Source organism: Bradyrhizobium shewense, assembly GCF_900094605.1.
GTDB lineage: Bacteria > Pseudomonadota > Alphaproteobacteria > Rhizobiales > Xanthobacteraceae > Bradyrhizobium > Bradyrhizobium shewense.
On record NZ_FMAI01000060.1, the window covers coordinates 1 to 18,268 of the forward strand.

Below are 18,268 nucleotides of genomic sequence, written 5' to 3' on the forward strand. Positions count from 1 at the left end.
TGGGGCCTCCAGGCCATCGACGCCAATGCCCGGCATCATCTGCTCGAAATCCTTGAGGACCGCTACGGCCGTCGATCAACACTCGTCACCAGTCAGCTTCCAATTGGCAAATGGCATGAGCTCATAAATGACCCAACCTACGCTGATGCCATACTTGATCGGTTGCTTCACAATGCTCACAGGCTCGAACTGAACGGTGACTCCATGCGTCGCCCGCCGGTTCTTCCTCGAGCTTGATTACATCGTCGGCCCGATGAAGACCGGGACTGCAGCCCGCGAAGCTGACCGGCCGCTACGGCACTGTTGGGGGTGCGCGTCCAGTCAGCTTCGCTCCATCGAGTGACGCCAGACGTGATCTCTTCGGCCGCCGCTTGACCACGGGCTACCGATAGTGCCAATTGCCTTTAACGATCGGGGGCTTCACATGCGCGCGATCAGATTGGAATGCTGCGCGGCATCAGATTGGAATAGCTGCGCGCGATCATCGGAATCCGCATGCGCCACCGCCTTCGGCGGCTGGCGGCCTTGACCACGCTCGATTCCCAAGAGAAGTTGGCGTGATCAGTAAGCCTGACCAACTCGCCCGCCAACAGCTCCAGGGTCCAACAGGCACGGCCTTTGGGCGGATTTGAGCAGCCTGTCGCAACCAGCCGCGCCTCCTCGTTGCCGCTGAGCTTGAGCTCGGCTCCGGGGCGCGCCTCCTTGCTCAGCGCCGCCTCCAGGTTGCCGAGCACGAAGCGGCGTTTGGTCCGGTAGACGGTCGAGCCGCTCACGCCGACGCTCCGTACGATCTCATCGTCACCGGCGCCGGCATCGGTGGCCAGGAGAATCTGCGCCCGCTTGAGCTCGCGTGCGGCGTGCTTTCCGCCGCTCAAAAGCGCTGTGAGTTCGGCGCGCTTGATTTGGCTCAATTCGACCCAATAGCGTACATTCATCCCAGCCTCCTCGTGAGGCATGGATGAACAGCTGAGTCGGATGGCAGGCGTGAGTCCCGCTGCAAAAAGCTTGACGCCCAAACAGGGGCAGTATCTGGCCTACATTCACCTCTATACGCGCCTGTACCGCAGGCCGCCGGTTGAAGCCGACAATGCAAGAATATTGCCGCGACAGCCCGCCCTCGGTGCACCAGATGATACTCACGCTGGAGCGCGCTGCCGCGCTTAGCCCCTCGTAGCGGCTGAAAGATCATCAAAGATGTTGCTATCTCTGCCTCAGCTGTCGCACCCAGGCGGTAAATCATTCCGCGCCGTCATCATGGGCCACCGGTTTTTCGAGGCGTCCGGTTCGCGCAGCACCCGCGCGACTGACGGAATCATCCTGCCGGTGTCGAACACTGCGTGTTCAATGGGACCATGGCCCTCCAAGGCCACAGCGATCGTTCGGGCGTGCTGTCCACGCATTGTGCCCCGACATTGCGTCCATCGGCATCGACGACGCAGACATGCGACGTCTCCATCATTGACAGATCCATTCCGGCATAGTGCTTCACGGCTGTTTCCTTTCTTTGCTCGACAACAGGAAGGTGTGCCGCTCAGCCGGCCCGAGGAAGCAGCCACACATTACACGATGACTCATGTCGCCCAAGGTCCCGCTCGAATGCGCAGAACCTTCGCAAGTTTGTGTTTCGCGCCGCACGTCCAGCGCGTTCCTACCTTCTCCTCCGCGAACGGAAATCGGATCGCGCTCTGAGCGCCACGCGCATTTGCAGGTGATCGGGACCAGAGGGGATTTCTGCTTCCGGAGTTTAGGAACACCTCGATCGCTCGACCTGCCAGTGAGATCGGCCAAGGGTTCGCGTGCTTCATCGTTTAAAAGCCCCAGATCGCCTCTGTGGTTGTAATGAACAGGAATCCGCGGACTCTGGCGAGTCGGCGCAGGGTTTCGACTACGTGAGCGCGCAAATCAATGAAATTCGGCTTTCGTCATCGATAATATTTCCGTGAAAATGAATCTTCTGTCGGCTCCAAGCTCGGAGAGTCAAGCGCAGATGGGGAAGGAATGCGACATTTGGCCGTCAACAAAGTAAATCGTGGTTTGGTAGTCGCCAGCGGCCCATCGGCGCGGGGGGCGAGTGGGGCGATGCCGGACGCGAAAAATGCCTTTGTGAAGTTTTCCGACATCCAGAAGACCTACGACGGCGAAACGCTGGTCGTTAAGAATCTCAACTTGGAGATCCCCCGGGGGGAGTTCTTGACAATGTTAGGGCCCTCCGGCTCCGGCAAGACGACGACGCTCATGATGCTTGCTGGCTTCGAGGTCCCCACCCAGGGCACCATCCTTCTAGAGGGGCGCTCGATCGACAACATGCCTCCGCACAAGCGCGACATTGGCATGGTGTTTCAGAACTACGCGCTTTTTCCGCATATGACGGTGGAGGAGAACCTCGTCTTCCCACTTAAGGTTCGCAAGCTCGGTAAGGCCGAGATCGAGGCCAAGATCAAGCGAGTGCTCGACATGGTCAGGCTCGGCGCCCATGGTAAGCGCCGGCCCGGCCAGCTTTCCGGAGGCCAGCAGCAGCGCGTCGCGCTTGCCCGCGCTCTCGTCTTCGATCCCAAGCTTGTGCTGATGGACGAGCCGCTCGGTGCGCTGGACAAGCAGCTGCGCGAGCAGATGCAGCTTGAGATCAAGCATATCCACGAGAATCTCGGTGTCACCGTGGTCTATGTGACGCATGACCAGGGCGAGGCGCTGACTATGTCCGACCGCATAGCGGTGTTCAACGACGGGGTCGTCCAGCAGGTCGCCGCGCCCGCCGAGCTGTATGAGCGGCCGCAGAACGCCTTCGTTGCTCAGTTCGTCGGCGAAAACAACCAGTTGCGCGGCAAGGTCGCCGCGATGAATGGTGAGACCTGCAAGGTGGAGATTCCAGGTGCGGCCGACGTGCAGGCGCTTGCCGTCAATGTTGAGGTGGTTGGTCGGCCCACTGTATTGTCGTTGAGGCCCGAGCGAGTAAAGCTGAATCCAGCGCCGGGCTCGTTCCCAAATGTCTTCAGCGCGCGAGTTGCTGAGGTGATCTATCTAGGCGACCACGTGCGTGTCCGGGCCTCGGTCTGCGGCCATGATGATTTTGTGATCAAGCTGCCGAATTCGGAAGGCATCGTCCAGCTTGAGTCGGGCACAGTGATCACGATCGGCTGGAAAACGGAGGATTGTCGGGCGCTCGACGCGTCATGACGATGGTGCGAGCCGCGGCCGCGAAAGCGGTGGTCAGGTTTTCTGCAGCGCCGGCCCCCATACTGGGGATGGCATAACACCAAAGAGGGGGAGAGCAGAGGATGAGGAAGACACTGATGGTTGCCTTGGCCGTTTTCGGCCAAGCGGCGGGTACGCTTGCTTCAGCGAAACTCGCCTTTGCGGGCGATCAGCTGACGATCGTCTCGTGGGGCGGCGCCCTGCAGGCCAGCCTGCGCAAGGCCGTTTTCGAGCCCTTCACTAAGGCGAGCGGGATCAAGATCACTGAAGGCGAGTACAGCGGCGAGATCGCGAAGGTCCGTGCCATGGTCGACTCCAAGACCGTGAGTTGGGATGTGCTCGACGCCTCTGGGACAACCGCTTGGACAATGTGCGCCCAGGGTCTTCTCGAGACTATCGACTGGAAGAAGCTCAGCCTCGACCGGGCCAAATTCGGAGACGTCGGCAAATATGACTGCGGGGTGCCGGTTCAGGTCAGTGCCGTGATCGTCGCATATGACAAGGACAAGCTGCCGAACGGTCCGAAGTCCATCTCTGATCTGTTCGACACGAAGAAATTTCCCGGCAAGCGCGGACTTTCGAAGGGGCCCGTCCCCAATCTCGAATGGGCGCTGGTCGCCGACGGAGTGCCGATTAACGATGTCTACAAGGTCCTCCGCACGCCGGAGGGCGTTGACCGAGCATTCAGAAAGCTCGACACGATCAAGAAGGACGTTGTCTGGTGGACGGCCGGCGCCCAGGCGCCACAGCTACTCGCCGATGGTCAGGTTCTCATGACCGCCGCCTACAATGGCCGCATCACCAATGCCGTCAAGGAGTCGGGCAAGCATTTCGAAATTATGTGGGACGCGGCGGCGCAGGGTTGGGACTACTGGGTGATTCCCAAGGGCAGTCCGCGCCTGGACGACGCCTACAAGTTCCTCGCGTTCGGCGGCTCCCCTCAACCGCAGGCCGACCTGACGCGCTACATCCCCTACGGGCCCAGCAACAAGGATGCGTTAGCGCTTGTCGATCCCGCGGTGCTGGCCGACCTTCCAAATACGCCGGAGCGTGATGCCATCGCTCTGCATGCCGACAACATTTTCTATATTGAGAATGGTGATGATCTGCGCCAGCGCTTTACCTCCTGGCTCGCGAAGTAGGAAAAAGGAGCGGCGATGAGGATTTCCGTTCTCCTCGCCGCCTCGAACGGACGATCTGAGAGAATTTGAGGAGCCGATGGCGACGATGACAGTCCAAATCGCCGGCAGTCCAGACGGTATGCCGTTACGAATCAAGCTGCAACAGGTCGAGCGCTGGCGCAAGCTGAAGGCTTTCACCCTTGTCCTGCCGCTCCTGCTGTTCATCCTGGTCGCCTTCGTCTTACCGATCGGTCGGATGATGTTCAACGCGATCCATGACGAAACGCTGTTGACGCTCATGCCGCAGACCTCCGCAGCGCTAAGCGTTTGGGACGGCAAAGACCTGCCCGACGAGCGCGTCTATGCCGCTCTCGCCAAAGATCTTAAGCAAGCGTGGGCGCAGAAGATCACGGGCATGATCGCTAAGCGGATAAACTATGAGCTGCCCGGCGCCGGCGGCCAAGTGACGTCGAGTGCCCGCAAGGCGATCACGCTTTCCGCCGGCCCCTACAAGGCGGCGCTGATCGAGATCAGTCCGCTTTGGGGTCAGCGTGACGTCTGGAGCTTGCTCAAACGTGGCCACTCGGCCTATACGGCCTATTACCTACTGCGTTCGGTCGATTACCAATATGGTCCCGAAAGCCAGATCGTCGCCTCGCCGCCGGAAAGCGCGTTCTTCCGCAATGTCTTCTTGCGCACGCTTGGCATCAGCATCAGCGTGACCGCCGCGACCCTGCTGCTGGGCTTTCCGGTGGCTTATCTCCTGGCGACATTGCCGCCCAAGACGAGCAATCTGCTGATGATCATGATCGTGCTGCCGTTCTGGACCTCGTTGTTAGTGCGCACCACGGCCTGGGTCGTGCTCCTGCAGGATCACGGCATTGTCAACGACGTGCTGATGGCGCTGCATGTCACATCGCAACCTGTGGAGCTCATCTTCAACCGGGTCGGCACGATGGTGGCCATGACTCATATCCAGCTGCCCTTCACCCTTCTGCCGATCTACAGCGTGATGAAGACGATCCCAACCACCCATGTCCGCGCCGCCCGCTCGCTAGGCGCCGGCCCGTTCTACGCATTCTGGAAAGTCTACTTCCCCCAAACCTTACCGGGAGTCGCCGCCGGCTGTCTGCTGACTTTCATTCTGTGCCTGGGCTACTACGTCACCCCCGAGCTTGTCGGGGGAGCCACCGATCAGATGGTCGGCCACTTCGTCGCACTCTACACGAACGAGGACCTCAACTGGGGTATGGCCTCGGCCCTGGGCGCCATCCTGCTCACCGCGACGCTGCTGCTCTATTATGTTTTCAACAAGCTGGTTGGCGTCGACCGGCTTAAGATGGGATGAGAACGATGGCCGCTTTCGCCTATGCCTCTCCGATAGAGAAGAGCTGGTACTATTTGCACTGGCTGATCTGCCTGGCGGTGCTGTTGTTTCTAATCGCGCCGATCCTTGCGATCATCCCGCTGTCCGTTAATTCTGTATCCTTCTTCACCTATCCGATGTCAGGGCTGTCGCTACGCTGGTACGAGGAAATCCTAACAGACCGTTGGCAAGGCGCGCTGCACAAATCTCTCTTCATCGCGGTGTCGGTCACACTGCTGTCGACCGCGCTGGGCACGCTGGCCGCGCTCGGGCTCAGTCGCCCGAACTTCCCGTGGCGCAAGCTGGTGATGAGTCTATTGATCTTGCCCATGGTCGTCCCGGTCGTCATAACCGCGGTAGCCGTGTATTTCTTCTATGCCGATATTGGGCTGCTCAACAGCTATACGGGGCTGATCCTTGCTCACACCACGCTGGCAACACCGTTCGTCGTCATCGCCGTGTCCGCAACTCTAGTAAGTTTCGATTATTCACTCACTCGTGCAGCAGCCGGACTCGGCGCGCCGCCGATCTCCGTCTTCTTCAAGATCATGCTGCCGCTCATTCTACCCGGCATGGTCTCCGGTGCACTCTTCGCATTTCTTGCCTCCTTCGACGAGGTGGTGGTCGCGCTTTTTGTCGCCAGCCCCGAGCAGCGCACCTTGCCTATGGTCATGTTTTCCGGCATCCGCGAGCAGATCAGTCCGACCATTGTTGCCGCCGCTACCGTGTTGATCCTGTTCTCCATTTCTATGCTCAGCACTGTCGAGTTGCTCCGCCGACGTTCGCAGCGGCTGCGCGGGATCCGCAATACCTGACCTTTCCGGTGGCATGTTGTGAGACCCGACCCCAGCTCTGAAGGTCTCTGTTCATATCCGCGAAGGCTCGCCCTGCATGGTCCGAAGATCAGTCGGGACTATCGAAGGATGACTCGGAATTTCATCGCTTCGGTCGAAACAGTGGCTCGACGTCCACGTTCCGAGATGTACGAGCAGCCGCGAGCCCGCTGCGAGCGAACTCGGACAGCATCTCGCCCTGCTGCCGATGGCGGTACATGCGGGCATGACTCGCTTGAAGGCAACTTTGAGGTTCGAGCCACCCAGGCTGCGGAAGCCGCCCGTAGCGGCTTAGCGCGCTAAGGACCTCTTCGGTGTATAGATCAATCACGAGCGTGCGGTCGGTCCTCAGACATGCGTGGTAAAGGCTCACGGTGCGATCGACGTTTTGGGCCGACCACGCCACGAAAACGCGTCCGCGCCTTCGGCGGAAGAGCTCCGCGAACTCATGCTCAAGAGCAGCCTCGCTCCGGCAAGGCTTGCGCCCTGCCAAGTTCGCAACTACCAACAGAAGCACGTCGATGTTCGCCGGCGGATTCACCATGAGGCGATCCACCAAGCGCGCTTACCGCGGGGCACCGTGCCGTCGAAAATCGCGCGCACAGAGGATCCCTCCGGCCGGCACCCAGATCAGCAGTACGTGGACGTCGATCGCCGAATGGTAGGCCAGGAGCGGTCGGAATTTGAAGCCGCCGAAGGAAGAGAAACGGATCCTACGCGCAATGTCGCCTCCGCCGGATTATCAGTTGCCGCTCTCCGGGAGTCCCTGACGTCCCCGACAGCGAAATTGGGCAAGATCAGCTGCTCGAGCATAAAATGATGTGTAGAAGCTATGGGTCAGCTAAGTAGGATATTTTTGAGATTTGACGACCGTCGCGCATCTGCCATGCAAGGACACTGAGGATATCGATGCTCGCATCGAGGCTATCAGTGTTTAAGAAGGTGCTCGCCACCGATCGGTCACCGTGGTTCATTGGCTCCGACGAGATTCGGAGATGGTGCGTGCGCCGCGGCGACAATCGAACGGCGAGTTCTTCAGCTACGTTGACCTAAAGGCGCGGGTGCGAGTAATCATCCGCTGCGGACGATCCGGGACGATCGTGAAGGAGGCGTTACCCTGGAGCGCGAGTTCGCCGCACTCTATTCGCTGATTGGACGGCCGTCGATCCCCGGGAGATGCTGCTGCAAGCGTTTTACCCGGTCCGCTCCGAGCAGCTGCTGCTGCAGCGGCTGGAATACGATCTCCCGTTCCGCTGGTTCGTCGGAATCGGCGTTGACGATGCCGTCTTCGACGATTCGGTCTTCCAAGAAACGCGACCGGCTGCTGGAAGGGCCATTGCAGGGAAGTTGCTGGCGTAGCTCAAGGTGAGAAAGATTCTATCGAGCGATCACTTCTCGGTATCGATGGCATGCTGATCGCGGCTCGCTGAAGCGCGTCAAGCCGAAGGCTGGCGAGCCGCCTATCGCGGCTTGCTCGGGTCAGGGCCAAAGTTGGACAAAAGCTTCACGTCTTGAGTCTTTGTCGCAGAATTAATGCGCTGCGACAGGTGATATTGCTGCGATCGGATGCTCGGGCCCAGTACTATTTGCTCAAGATGAAACTCATCACTGACTTGGCTCGGCTTGAGACTGGCCACCGAGAGGAGAGGTGAATGATCTCCGAGGCGTTCATCATCTGTGCGGTCACGGGGGCGGCCCAGCAGGTTGAACCCCACTTCAATATAGGAGTTCTTGATGCCGTCGCGAAAAATCATCGTCACTTGCGCAGTCACTGGTGGGAGTTCCGCGGTGCTTGCGAAGCATCCAAACATTCCCAAGACGCCGACACAAATTGCAGAGGCGGCACTGGAAGCTGCGAAAGCTGGAGCTGCGATCGTTCATATTCACGTCCGCGAGCCGGAGACCGGAGCCCCCTCGAACCGGTTTGAGCTCTATGAACAGGTCGTCAAGAAGCTTCGTGACTCGGCCACGGATGTCATCATAAACTTGACGTGTGGAATGGATGGAAGCCTGACGCTTGATTCTTTTGAACCTGTAACTATCGGCAAAGCGACCACTCTGAAGAGTCCCATGGGGCGCTGTATTCACGCAATTAAACTTCGGCCAGAGCTTGCCACATTGGATTGCTGCACGTATAGCGCCGGGGAAAGCGTGTATGTTGGGCGGATGTCCGATTTGCGCGAGATGGCGACGCTTATGCGAGAAGCCGGCGTCAAGCCCGAGCTCGAATGCTTCGAACTTGGCCACATTGAAATTGCCAAAAAGCTGATATCGGAAGGCAAAATTGACGGCCCGGCGCTTTTCCAGTTCTGTCTCAGCACCGGGTATGGGGCTCCCGCTGTGCCGATTGTTATGCAGGCGATGAGAGATATTTTGCCCTCAGCCGCCATCTGGGCTGGGTTCGGCTGCGGTGCCGACGAAATGCCTGCAGTCGCACAGCTGGTGGCGCTGGGCGGACATGTCCGAGTTGGATTGGAAGACAACATCTATCTTCGACGTGGCGTGCTGGCATCCAACGCCGGGCTCGTCGAGAACGCGGTTGGCATCATCGAACGTATGGGCGCCAGCGTCGCCACCCCTGCCGAAGCCCGGAAAATTCTCGGCCTTGTGAAGGGTGGACGACCACACTGAATTCCAGCATTGCTTCATCTATATGGCCCCGAATTGTTGCTCCACTGACGGGCTCATTTGCGGAAAGGGAAAGTTCATGTCCGAAAATTCAAGGTCCACGTCGGAGGGGCTGCCAGAAACGGTCGGGCTGCTGGGTGGGGGGGTTATTGGCGGCGGGTGGGCAGCCCGCTTCATGCTCAATGGAGTCGATGTTCGGCTGTACGACCCCGCGCCGAACGTCGTCGAAGGCGTACACCTAAGACTTGAAAGGGCGCGTAGAGCATTCCGGCGGCTCACGGATGTCCCGCTACCTGCTGAAGGCTCGCTGACCGTGGTTGAGTCAGTCGCTGACGCGGTTCGCGGCGTGAAGTTTGTACAGGAGAACGCACCCGAGCGCCTTGAGCTCAAACAGAAACTACTGGCGGAGGCGTGCCGGGCCGCAGCGCCTGAAACCCTCATCTGCTCCTCGACGTCAATGTTGCAGCCGTCGTTGCTTCAGGTAGAAATGCCTCGCCCCGAGCGTCTGGTTGTCGCGCACCCGTTCCAACCCGTGTATCTGGTCCCGCTGGTGGAGCTCTGTGCTGGAGAGCGGACGGCTCCAGAGATGCTGGCGCGGGCGGCGGAGGTCTACCGTGCGGTGGGGATGCACCCGCTCGTGGTCCGCAAGGAAGTCTACGGCTTTATTGCTAACCGGCTGCAGGGCGCGGCTTGGCGCGAGGCCCTGTTTCTGGTGCAGGAAGGCCGGGCCACCATTCAGGAAATCGATGACGCTGTCCGTTACTCCTTCGGACTGCGGCGACCGGTGCTAGGGCCGATTATGACCTACTTGATCGGCAGCGGTCATACCAGCATGCGCGGCTACCTGCAGCATGCGAGTGGGTCGGGGACCAACAATGACCCGAGGCTGGCCAGGCCGGAGTACACGGACGCCTTTGTGGACAAGATGTCGGAGCAGGCAGACCTGTTAATTTCGAACGAGAACATGACTATCGCCGGCTACCAAGAGATGCTCGACGATGGCCTCATCGGAGTGCTGCAGGCTCTACGCGCACAGAACTGCGGGGCGGGCGCGACGCTCGCACGCTGGGAGCAGTCGCTGCGCAAACGCGTGCCTCCAGCTCGCTGACGTGGAAGATGTGTTACGATGACCAAGCTGCAACAGCGAATCGTCAGATTCATTCACGCTTCCTAATTCATACATGATCGGGCAAGACGATTCAGCTGTGTCGTTGGAACAAGTGCTTGAGTTCCTCGAGCCCGAACGCATCGACACAGATCGGTTCTACGGTCGTAGCCTCGACATGAAGTGGGGCTACGTGTTCGGTGGACAGTTCGTCGCTCAAGCCCTCGCATCTGCACAGCAGACGGTCCGGGAAGACCAGGCCGCATATTCGCTGCACGGGTATTTCCTGCGATACGGCGACGAGCGCAAGCCGATCACTTACGAGGTGGAACGTATCTGTGACGGTAAGAGCTTCGCCACGAGGCGTGTGGACGCGATCCAGGACGGCCAGACCGTGTTCACATTGACAGCCTCTTTCCAGCGTGATGAAGCCGGACTTGAGCATCAAGACCTTATGCCACAGATGCCCGGTCCTAAGGGTCTCCCGTCGCAGGCTGAGATTGCTCGCAAGTACATGGACAGAATGCCGAAGGCGGCTCGCATGGAATTGTCGCTAGAACGTGCGATCGAGATTCGTCCCGTAGATCCCGTGGACATCCTCGCCCCCGAATCAAAGCCACCCCTGCTAGGCATCTGGTACCGTGCCCTGGGCATGCTCCCCGATCGTCCGACCTTGCACCGCGCGCTGCTCGCCTATGTGTCGGATTTGAACCTGTTGCCCACGTCTCTGCGGCCGCACGCTCTGACCTGGGCCACGCGCGACATGCAGTCCACCAGCCTGGACCACGCCGTCTGGTTTCACCGCCCGTTCCGGATGGACGAGTGGCTCCTCTTCGTGATGGACAGTCCGTCGGCGAGCGGTGCCCGCGGCCTCACGCGCGGCCGGTTCTTCACGCGGGATGGACGCCTCGTCGCCTCGGCGGCCCAGGAAGGATTGATCCGTGTACGGACCTGAGCCAAGGCAGCAGAGCTAGCAATTCGAGAACTGCAACGACGGTCCGGTCCTCTCGGGCGTTTCTCTTGTCTTAAATGCGCTTCCGAAAGTCGCGGATATCGCAAACTCGACCAACATGTGCAAATCAAAAACCGGAATGCCAGTCACTCGCTGAACTGCAAGTATGCGGCTTTCCTGCACGATCGCATCAGTACTGCGTTCGCGCAGGCACCTAGTCTAGAGCACCGAGCACGCAAGTGATAGGCTAGGCCTGCCCCTTTCGGTGTCCCGCGATTTGCCGCCGCGCTCCCTCAGATTTGGCGATCGTACATTGTGCTGACAGCGCGGCAAAAAGCTCTGATGAGGCTCATGTTCACTCGCCGTCTTGTTCGGACTCTTTGGTTTCATATCAGCGGTCACATGGACGTGGCCGAGCACGCAGGCAAACTAAAGCCAGAGCTCGCCACTCTCGACTGCGGCACATCGAGCGCCGGCGACAGCATCTATGTCGCACGTCTGTCGGATCTGCGAGAGATGGCGACGCTTATACAAGATGCCCGGTCAATCCGCGCGCGCGTTCAGTCGCAGTAATTCTTCGGCGACAAGGCGCACACGCAGGATTTCGCCAATCATTGCGCGATAACTTATTCCGGCCGAGAGACTTCGCTCTTTGTGGCGCATGATCTGAAAGAGGTACGTCATGGAATCGCAACCGTCACCCGCCCTCGGAATTTTGCGTCTCGAATTCGGCCGGCCACCGACCGATCCTGTTCCCGGTGGATACATGGATTCGACTTGGATCGGCATGCCTGTGATTTCGGAGACCGCCGAAGGAGCTTGGACCGAAAGGGTCGTCCACGGTGATCCTGCACTTGCCGATGCCTACGTTGCTGCGGCCAGGCGGCTGGTTGATCGGGGGGCCGTTGCGATTTGCTCGGACTGCGGCTTCACACTTCGTTATCAAACGGCCGTAGCCTCCGCCGTTAATGTTCCAGTCGCGATGTCAAGTCTTCTCCTTATCCCAACGCTTTTGCGCCAACTGCCAAAGTCCACCAAGCTCGCCATCTTGACAGCCAATGCGAGTCAGCTGAGTGAAGATTTGCTCGTGGTTCGGGACCCGGGCGACCTCTCAAGGCTCGTCATCGGTGGTATAGAGGACAGCGAAGTATGGAGAATGTGGGTTGAGCGCCCGATCCGGCCGGCGAGCGACGAGTTGCTCACAAATGCGGTAATCGCGTGTGTCGAGCGGCTGCGCGTCGAGCATTCTCAAATCGGCGCATTCCTATTTGAGTGCACGTCTTTTCTGCGAACGGCACCGGCGGTTCGTCGGATCACGAATCTACCTCTCTACGGCATCGACACCATTACACGCATGGCGGCAGCATCCGTCTTGCGGACTTAGAGCAAAATTGGTGACAGCCGATGATCGCGATCACGGCATCCGTGCAGACGACTGTCGAGCCTTTGCACGAATGCGCACAACGTACCGCGGATTCATGATCCGATATCAAGATCGCATCAGCGCGGTCGTGGACCTACCCATGCTTATTTATTCTCTTCTCCATTTCTCGGAGAGACGTGTCCGCGCAATAAAGCGATAGGTATCATGACCGCACTAGCGCTCTATGACTCCAATAGTTAAGAGCCACGGAGCGTGCCGGCCAGCTTCGATAGTATCAGTGGGCTCGGACTCATTGATCCAATAGGCAACGATGGCGGCGAGATGGACGGCAGCCAAGAAGTTCCTGGCTAGTTTGTCGTAGCGAGTTGCGACACGCCTGAAATCCTTGAGGCGGCAGAAACAGCGCTCGATGACGTTGCGCCCCTTGTAGGCGCGTTTGCTGAAGCTGTGGAGAGTGACCCTGTTGGATTTGTTTGGAATGACGGGCTTGGCACCACGATCGACGATTTCGGCTCGAAAGCCGTCGCCGTCGTACCCTTTGTCGCCAATGAGGGCAGACATGGGTGGCGCGAGTTCCAAAAGGGCTGGCGCTGCGGCAATATCAGCGTCCTGGCCTGGAGTGAGATGAAATGCGCAAGGTCTGCAGTCAGGGTCGCTCAGCGCGTGGATTTTCGTGGTCCGCCCGCCGCGCGAACGGCCGATCGCTTGTTCATGCTCCCCCCTTTTCCGCCGCTCGCCGAGCGATGCGCTTTGATCGTGGTGGAGTCGATGGACAAAGTCACGCCGTCTTTGCCGCAGCGGGCGAGCGCTTCAAAGATCGCCCGCCAATGTCCGCGCTTGGCCCAGCGATTGAAACGATTGTAGATCGTCGTGTACGGACCATAGTCGGGCGGGCAATCGCGCCAGCGTGCGCCGCACTGAAGCATGTGAATGATACCGCTGATAACGCGTCGATCGTCGCCGTGACTGTCGAGGGCCTGCCGCTGGAATTGGCGGCGGTGAAGTTCTGGATACGAGAAAGCTCAAACGCACGGCGCAGCTCAAGAAGAGTAACCCGCCCCGCGTTCCGATTGAGAAGGAAAGCATTCGCTGGCTCGACAGTCTCAGGCAATCAACCGAGAGCTCGGACAGCCGGAGCGTTGCATTGATATATTGGTGACCGCGAAATCGACATCTACGAATTGTATTGCGTGACACAGGAGTTTGGCGCTCACTTCCCTCTGTCCGCGCCTGCGTCGATCGGCTGGCAGGCGATGGCGGTCATACGAGATGGAAGAGACCAGGGTCAAAGGCTTACATTACATTGACGCGCGCAACGACCAGGGTGAGACGACGATGGTTCGCTGGAATGCCGGTTCCGAGGTCATCGCGCACACCGTACCGATTTGGTGGCGCGCGCGGTTCCGAAATGATCGCGCGCAGCATTCCGAACACTGTCCGCGCAGCATTCCGATTTGATCGCCCGCAGTTTGGGATGGTGTGAGCCTGATCGTTGGGCCATTTCTCCGGTTGGAAACAGCTTGGAGAATTGGATGCCGACGATGAGGGTTATCATGCGTCAGGTGCGCGAGATTGTGAGTTGAGCCTTGACGTCGGGCTCTCGACGCGCGCGGACTGGATCGCGGGCCATAACGCGGCGTTCAGTTTTCTTTGCGGCGCGAACGCAACTCCTGGTGCCCGACAACACCAAGGTCGCGGTGATCAAGGCCTGCCTCTACGACCCTATGGTCAGCCGCAGCTACGGCGATATGGCGCAGCATTACGGCACGGCGATTTTGCCGGCACGGCCACGGCGCCCGAGAGATAAGGCAAAGGTCGAGGCCTGCGTCGGAATCCTCGAGCGCTGGCTGCTGAAGCCGCTGCGCACCGCACTTTTTACAGCCTGGCCGAACTCAACGGTGGGATCGCCGAGTGGCTGGCCAAGCTAGATGACCGACGGGTGCTGCGACAGTATGGTCGCACACGGCGCCAGCTGTTCGAGGAGCTTGACGCGCCGAATCTTACCGCTTCCTGGCGAGCCGTGGGTCCATGCCGAATGGCGCCGATGCCGGGTCGGGCTCGACTATCACGTCGAGATCGAACGACACTACCACTCGGTGTCCTACCGCTTCGCCCGTCAGGAGGTCGAAGCACGGATCTGTGCGCGAACGGTTGAAATCTTCCTTGGGGCGAGCGTCTCGCGGCGCATATGCGCGGGCGGCAGCAACGGACGGCACACCACGATCAGCGCCAACATGCCTTCCAGCCACCAGCGCTCTGGCGAGTGGACAACCGCAAAGATCCGCAACGAGGCAACCCGGATTGGCCTGATGCTGCGGCTCTGGTCGACCGAATCAGACCGACCAACATCGGAGGTTCGGATTATTACCACTAAGGGAAGGCAATGCTGACACACCCCACACTCCACCTGCTTACCCGGCTCGGCCTTACCGGCATGGCCGAGGCCTTCAGGCTCCTCGCCGACAACGAGGAGGTCCAGGGTCTCGCTCACGCCCAATGGCTGGCGTCGCTGCTGGACGATGGGGTGACTTGGCGTAACAACCGGCGCCTGGCGCCTCTGGCGCTTCGTCTTCGCAAGGAAAAGCTGCGTCATCATGCCGTGCTGGAGGATATCGACTACCGCGCTCCCCGTGGGCTCGACCGCCGCTTGTTCGACATGCTGCTCAAGGGAGACTGGATCAAGAACCATGAGAACCCGGACGGTCAATTCAAATTCTCCCACCTGTGGTCGCGCAAACTCCCCACTTGTGGAGCAGGACGAGAGGTTATTTTGGTTGACTGCGGTTTTGCGTGCAAGAGCTTCGGCGGCTTCCTTGAGGCGGTAGCAGCGGCCGTCGAACTCGAGCAGATGGCAATGGTGCATGAGGCGGTCCAGGATGGTCGTGCTCTTGGTGTTGCCGGGGAGATAAGCGCCCCAATCCTGCATGATGCGGCTGGACGTGACGATGACGCCGCGGTGCAATTTGTAGCGCTGATGGATCAGATTCTGCAGCAAAAGCGCCAGCTTCGTCGGGGATGGTGCGAGCGAGGAACAGATTGTCAAGCCCCAAGCAGATCGCGGTCAAAGATGCTCCGCAGTCGAGCTTCGCGCTGAGCGGCGGGGCTAAACCATAGCGGTCGAAGAAGTCATCGGCCTCGAGATACTGGACCTTGTGGCCTTGCAGGATGGCCTGGTAGGCGACGGCCTTGGCCACATGCGATTTTCCAAGTGCCTGGCTTGCCAATCAGCAGTGCGTTTTCACCGGCGGCGACAAACTTCAGCGTGTGAGCAGGCCTGACGCGGCAGTTTGGGATTGAAGGACTAGTCGAACTCCGCGAGAGTGACCTTCTCGTCGAGCCCGGATTGCTGGTAGCAGCTGCGCCGCGAGTAGCGCAGGGTCATCACGAGCAGGCGCGGCCGGCGGTAACGACCGCTCTTTGGATCACGGGGCAGCGCGGCTTCGCCATAATCGACCTGGCTTCCTCGCCGGGGGCAAACTTGAGACGGTCAAACTGTTTGGGATCGATATGGCGCAGGGCACGCACGAAACGCTTGACGCTCTCGTAGCTGGCAGTGAAGCCGAACTGGTCAACCAGATCCTGATAGATCGCCTGCGCATTGCGCTTCAGACGGACCTGCTGTCGATCCATTCCCGATCTGGTTCACAGGCTGAGCGGGCGAAATCAAACGTCCGGGCGACCACCTTCACTCCGATAGCCCCGGTCGCGGAGGTGGGGGAGTTTGCCTATCGGCGGCCTCGGAGCCGGCGGTCACCCGGGGGAATTTGCCTCCGCCGCTCGCCCGGACGCGAAAATCGCCTGGTAGTAGCGCTCGATCGTCTTGCAGCCGATCCCTGGCGTTGGCTCGTCCGGCGCTCCAGTAACGTAAATACAGTGCTCTGCAGATGCGGCTTCAAGACATTCAACTCCCCGTCCCCTCTTCCCTGAAAGGGGACGATAATAAACGTCTTGCTACGCGCTTTTGCGGCCGATCAGCCGCCCAGCCAGGCGGAATCAGGTGGGGAGTTTGAGGGTGACCTCACCCGGGGATTTTGACCGACCGTCGGGGGAGAATTGCGCCATTGTCGGGCCAACCCGCTCGGGAAAAGCTGGCTTGCTTGTGCACTCGGCCACAAGGCCTGCCCGGACAACCAACCAGTACTTACACCCGGCTGCTGCGATTGATCGAAGAGCTGGACCTTGCCCGCGGCGGTGGCCGACTCCCCTCGCGGATGAAGAGCATCGCCGCCGTCGATTGCCTCAATTTGGGCGATTGGGGCGCCTCCAAACCATCGGCGCTAATGCCCGTCAAAAATCTGCTGGAACTCCTCGAAGCTCGCTACGGCCGTCGGTCAACACTCGTCAATAGCCAGCTTCCAATTGCCAAATGGCACGAGCTCACAAATGACCCAACTTTCGCTGATGCCATACCTCGGTACAGTCCAGAATGTTTCGCACTTTTGATCAGGCGACGGCTCCGGTTTCGGAGAGTTGTGGCTGATAGAGCGGTCACGTTCATGTAGCGTTTGGTCGACCAAGCCGTTCCGGCAATGTGCCGCAGCCGGGCCGCCGCCAAGTTGAGACAGGATTGACCGTCAGGAAAGGCACCGACGACATGGGTTCGTCGCCGGATCTCCTTCATGATGCGCTCGAGCGGATTGTTCGTTCGAATCTTTCGCCTGTGGATGTCCGGAAAGGCATAGTAGGCGAGCGTCGTCCGCAACGCTTTCGACAAGACCTCGGCACGCATCGGACCACCAAATGCACGCCCCTGAGACTGCGATCGACGAGATGCCGTAGAAACGATGACCAGCCGGATTTGTCCTCCTTGGTGCCCTCACAGATGCCGAGGATCTCCCGGAACCCCTCGGCATTGACCGCCGAGGCCATCAGCAGCGAGACATTGCGAACCTCACCAGCCCAGCTGCGCGCTTCATCACGATGCCGTAGAGGTAGAGATACGGATGCTCGCCTTCGATCCAGCGATTCCGCCACGCCTCGATGTTGGTATAGATCTTCTTGTTCAGGTTCGACACTGTACTCGGGCTGACCCGGGTGCCCCACAGCGCCTCCGTGATGTCTTCGACCCGCCGAACCGAAATCCCGGCCAGATACATCTCGATCAGCGCCTCCTCGACCGAGCTCTCCCGCCTCCGGTAGCGCTCGATAATCGCCGTCTCGAAGGTTTGCCGCCGTAGCTTCGGGACCTTCAGATTGACGTCGCCCGCCGTGGTGTGCAGCGTTCGCTCGTAGCTGCCTGCCAGCGCTGCCGGGCCGGGCTGCGCTCATACCGCAGGCGGCCCCGCACAGCTGGTCCACTTCGGGCGTCAATACAGGCGCAAGCGGATCGTCGCTCCCTCTCTCATTCGAGTAGTCGTCCGTGAAGAATACGGATCGGTCTGAGAAGTAAGCAGAATTGGTCTTGATGTAGTATTCGATTTTGCAGGAAAGTGGGGTGCTGGACCTCGTTTTCCTGCGTTTTGGGATTTTGCTTTTGGGCGATTCGTGATTCCCTGATGTCGGGTCATCGGCATTGGGGAAGGCGATGAGCAAACCGCGGGACGATCGCCAGAAAGACCTGCTGCTTCCGGCACTCGATCAGATCATCGACTTGGGTCACCCGCTGGTGCGGTTGGCGGCGCTGATCGACTGGAAGTTTCTGGATGAGCGCTTTAGTTCGGTCTGCCAAACAGGGTTGGGGCAGCCTG

General features: G+C 59.6%; 13 protein-coding genes and 8 pseudogenes. 15 read left to right on the forward strand and 6 right to left on the reverse strand.

Translation table 11 applies throughout. The features are described 5' to 3' along the window. On the forward strand, positions 1 to 237 hold a 237-nt coding region (locus GA0061098_RS42030), incomplete at its 5' end, for an ATP-binding protein (protein ID WP_165637964.1). Positions 238 to 544: 307 nt separating this feature from the next. On the opposite strand, the pseudogene GA0061098_RS42035 reads toward GA0061098_RS42030, so the two are convergent. Then, positions 545 to 935 (reverse strand): annotated as a pseudogene (locus tag GA0061098_RS42035) (helix-turn-helix domain-containing protein); the annotation flags it as partial. Positions 936 to 2,079: 1,144 nt separating this feature from the next. On the opposite strand from GA0061098_RS42035, the gene GA0061098_RS42040 reads away from it, so the two are divergent. The 5 genes and pseudogenes from GA0061098_RS42040 to GA0061098_RS46740 all read left to right on the forward strand — a co-directional run. Further along, positions 2,080 to 3,174 carry an ABC transporter ATP-binding protein gene (locus GA0061098_RS42040; RefSeq protein WP_091967743.1) on the forward strand — a complete coding sequence of 365 codons (1,095 nt, stop codon included), beginning with the start codon at positions 2,080 to 2,082 and terminating at the stop codon, positions 3,172 to 3,174. 101 nt (positions 3,175 to 3,275) lie between these two features. Continuing rightward, positions 3,276 to 4,334 (forward strand): ABC transporter substrate-binding protein, encoded by a 1,059-nt coding sequence (locus GA0061098_RS42045; RefSeq protein WP_245323978.1) that lies wholly within the window; start codon positions 3,276 to 3,278, stop codon positions 4,332 to 4,334. Between the two features lie 76 nt (positions 4,335 to 4,410). Beyond that, complete coding sequence (locus GA0061098_RS42050; protein ID WP_091967746.1) at positions 4,411 to 5,661, forward strand: ABC transporter permease; 1,251 nt, start codon at positions 4,411 to 4,413, stop codon at positions 5,659 to 5,661. A gap of 5 nt (positions 5,662 to 5,666) precedes the next feature. Further along, entirely contained in the window at positions 5,667 to 6,494 is an 828-nt protein-coding gene (locus GA0061098_RS42055) for an ABC transporter permease (protein ID WP_091967777.1), read from the forward strand. 1,013 nt (positions 6,495 to 7,507) lie between these two features. Continuing rightward, positions 7,508 to 7,977, forward strand: a pseudogene (locus GA0061098_RS46740) (transposase); the annotation flags it as partial. On the opposite strand, the gene GA0061098_RS44485 reads toward GA0061098_RS46740, so the two are convergent. Then, a complete protein-coding gene (locus GA0061098_RS44485; protein ID WP_165637962.1) occupies positions 7,973 to 8,284 on the reverse strand; it encodes a hypothetical protein in 312 nt (103 codons plus the stop codon). The pseudogene GA0061098_RS46740 and the gene GA0061098_RS44485 overlap by 5 nt on opposite strands. Before the next feature lie 16 nt (positions 8,285 to 8,300). Between GA0061098_RS44485 and GA0061098_RS42070 the strand changes: the two genes are divergently transcribed. The 4 genes from GA0061098_RS42070 to GA0061098_RS42090 all read left to right on the forward strand — a co-directional run bounded on the left by GA0061098_RS42070 (position 8,301) and on the right by GA0061098_RS42090 (position 12,581). Continuing rightward, a complete protein-coding gene (locus tag GA0061098_RS42070) occupies positions 8,301 to 9,143 on the forward strand; it encodes a beta-keto acid cleavage family enzyme (RefSeq protein ID WP_245323979.1) in 843 nt (280 codons plus the stop codon). A gap of 76 nt (positions 9,144 to 9,219) precedes the next feature. After that, on the forward strand, positions 9,220 to 10,248 hold the full coding sequence (locus GA0061098_RS42075) for a 3-hydroxyacyl-CoA dehydrogenase NAD-binding domain-containing protein (RefSeq protein ID WP_245323980.1): 1,029 nt from the start codon (positions 9,220 to 9,222) through the stop codon (positions 10,246 to 10,248). A 73-nt stretch (positions 10,249 to 10,321) separates the two neighbouring features. Further along, positions 10,322 to 11,200: an acyl-CoA thioesterase II gene (tesB, locus tag GA0061098_RS42080; RefSeq protein WP_091967759.1), complete on the forward strand. Its 879-nt coding sequence runs from the start codon at positions 10,322 to 10,324 to the stop codon at positions 11,198 to 11,200. 679 nt (positions 11,201 to 11,879) lie between these two features. Continuing rightward, positions 11,880 to 12,581 (forward strand): aspartate/glutamate racemase family protein, encoded by a 702-nt coding sequence (locus GA0061098_RS42090; protein WP_091967765.1) that lies wholly within the window; start codon positions 11,880 to 11,882, stop codon positions 12,579 to 12,581. 294 nt (positions 12,582 to 12,875) lie between these two features. Here the strand turns inward: GA0061098_RS42090 and GA0061098_RS45505 are convergent. Further along, positions 12,876 to 13,540 (reverse strand): annotated as a pseudogene (locus GA0061098_RS45505) (IS5 family transposase); the annotation flags it as partial. 714 nt (positions 13,541 to 14,254) lie between these two features. Here GA0061098_RS45505 and GA0061098_RS47630 point away from each other — a divergent pair. The 3 genes and pseudogenes from GA0061098_RS47630 to GA0061098_RS46750 all read left to right on the forward strand — a co-directional run. Next, positions 14,255 to 14,509, forward strand: coding sequence for a DDE-type integrase/transposase/recombinase (locus GA0061098_RS47630; protein ID WP_091967771.1), 255 nt, complete (start codon positions 14,255 to 14,257; stop codon positions 14,507 to 14,509). Between the two features lie 24 nt (positions 14,510 to 14,533). Next, positions 14,534 to 14,971 (forward strand): Mu transposase domain-containing protein, encoded by a 438-nt coding sequence (locus tag GA0061098_RS47635; RefSeq protein ID WP_430649302.1) that lies wholly within the window; start codon positions 14,534 to 14,536, stop codon positions 14,969 to 14,971. A gap of 44 nt (positions 14,972 to 15,015) precedes the next feature. Further along, positions 15,016 to 15,216, forward strand: a pseudogene (locus GA0061098_RS46750) (ATP-binding protein); the annotation flags it as partial. 174 nt (positions 15,217 to 15,390) lie between these two features. On the opposite strand, the pseudogene GA0061098_RS47160 reads toward GA0061098_RS46750, so the two are convergent. Together GA0061098_RS47160 and GA0061098_RS45805 are read right to left on the reverse strand one after the other, a co-directional pair. Next, positions 15,391 to 15,624: pseudogene (locus GA0061098_RS47160) on the reverse strand (ATP-binding protein); the annotation flags it as partial. A 312-nt stretch (positions 15,625 to 15,936) separates the two neighbouring features. After that, positions 15,937 to 16,522 (reverse strand): annotated as a pseudogene (locus GA0061098_RS45805) (IS21 family transposase); the annotation flags it as partial. Between the two features lie 156 nt (positions 16,523 to 16,678). Here GA0061098_RS45805 and GA0061098_RS47640 point away from each other — a divergent pair. Further along, complete coding sequence (locus GA0061098_RS47640) at positions 16,679 to 17,083, forward strand: ATP-binding protein (protein ID WP_430649303.1); 405 nt, start codon at positions 16,679 to 16,681, stop codon at positions 17,081 to 17,083. Between the two features lie 50 nt (positions 17,084 to 17,133). On the opposite strand, the pseudogene GA0061098_RS42130 reads toward GA0061098_RS47640, so the two are convergent. Continuing rightward, positions 17,134 to 17,821: pseudogene (locus GA0061098_RS42130) on the reverse strand (IS256 family transposase); the annotation flags it as partial. Positions 17,822 to 18,105: 284 nt separating this feature from the next. Here GA0061098_RS42130 and GA0061098_RS46755 point away from each other — a divergent pair. Continuing rightward, positions 18,106 to 18,268 (forward strand): annotated as a pseudogene (locus GA0061098_RS46755) (IS5/IS1182 family transposase); the annotation flags it as partial.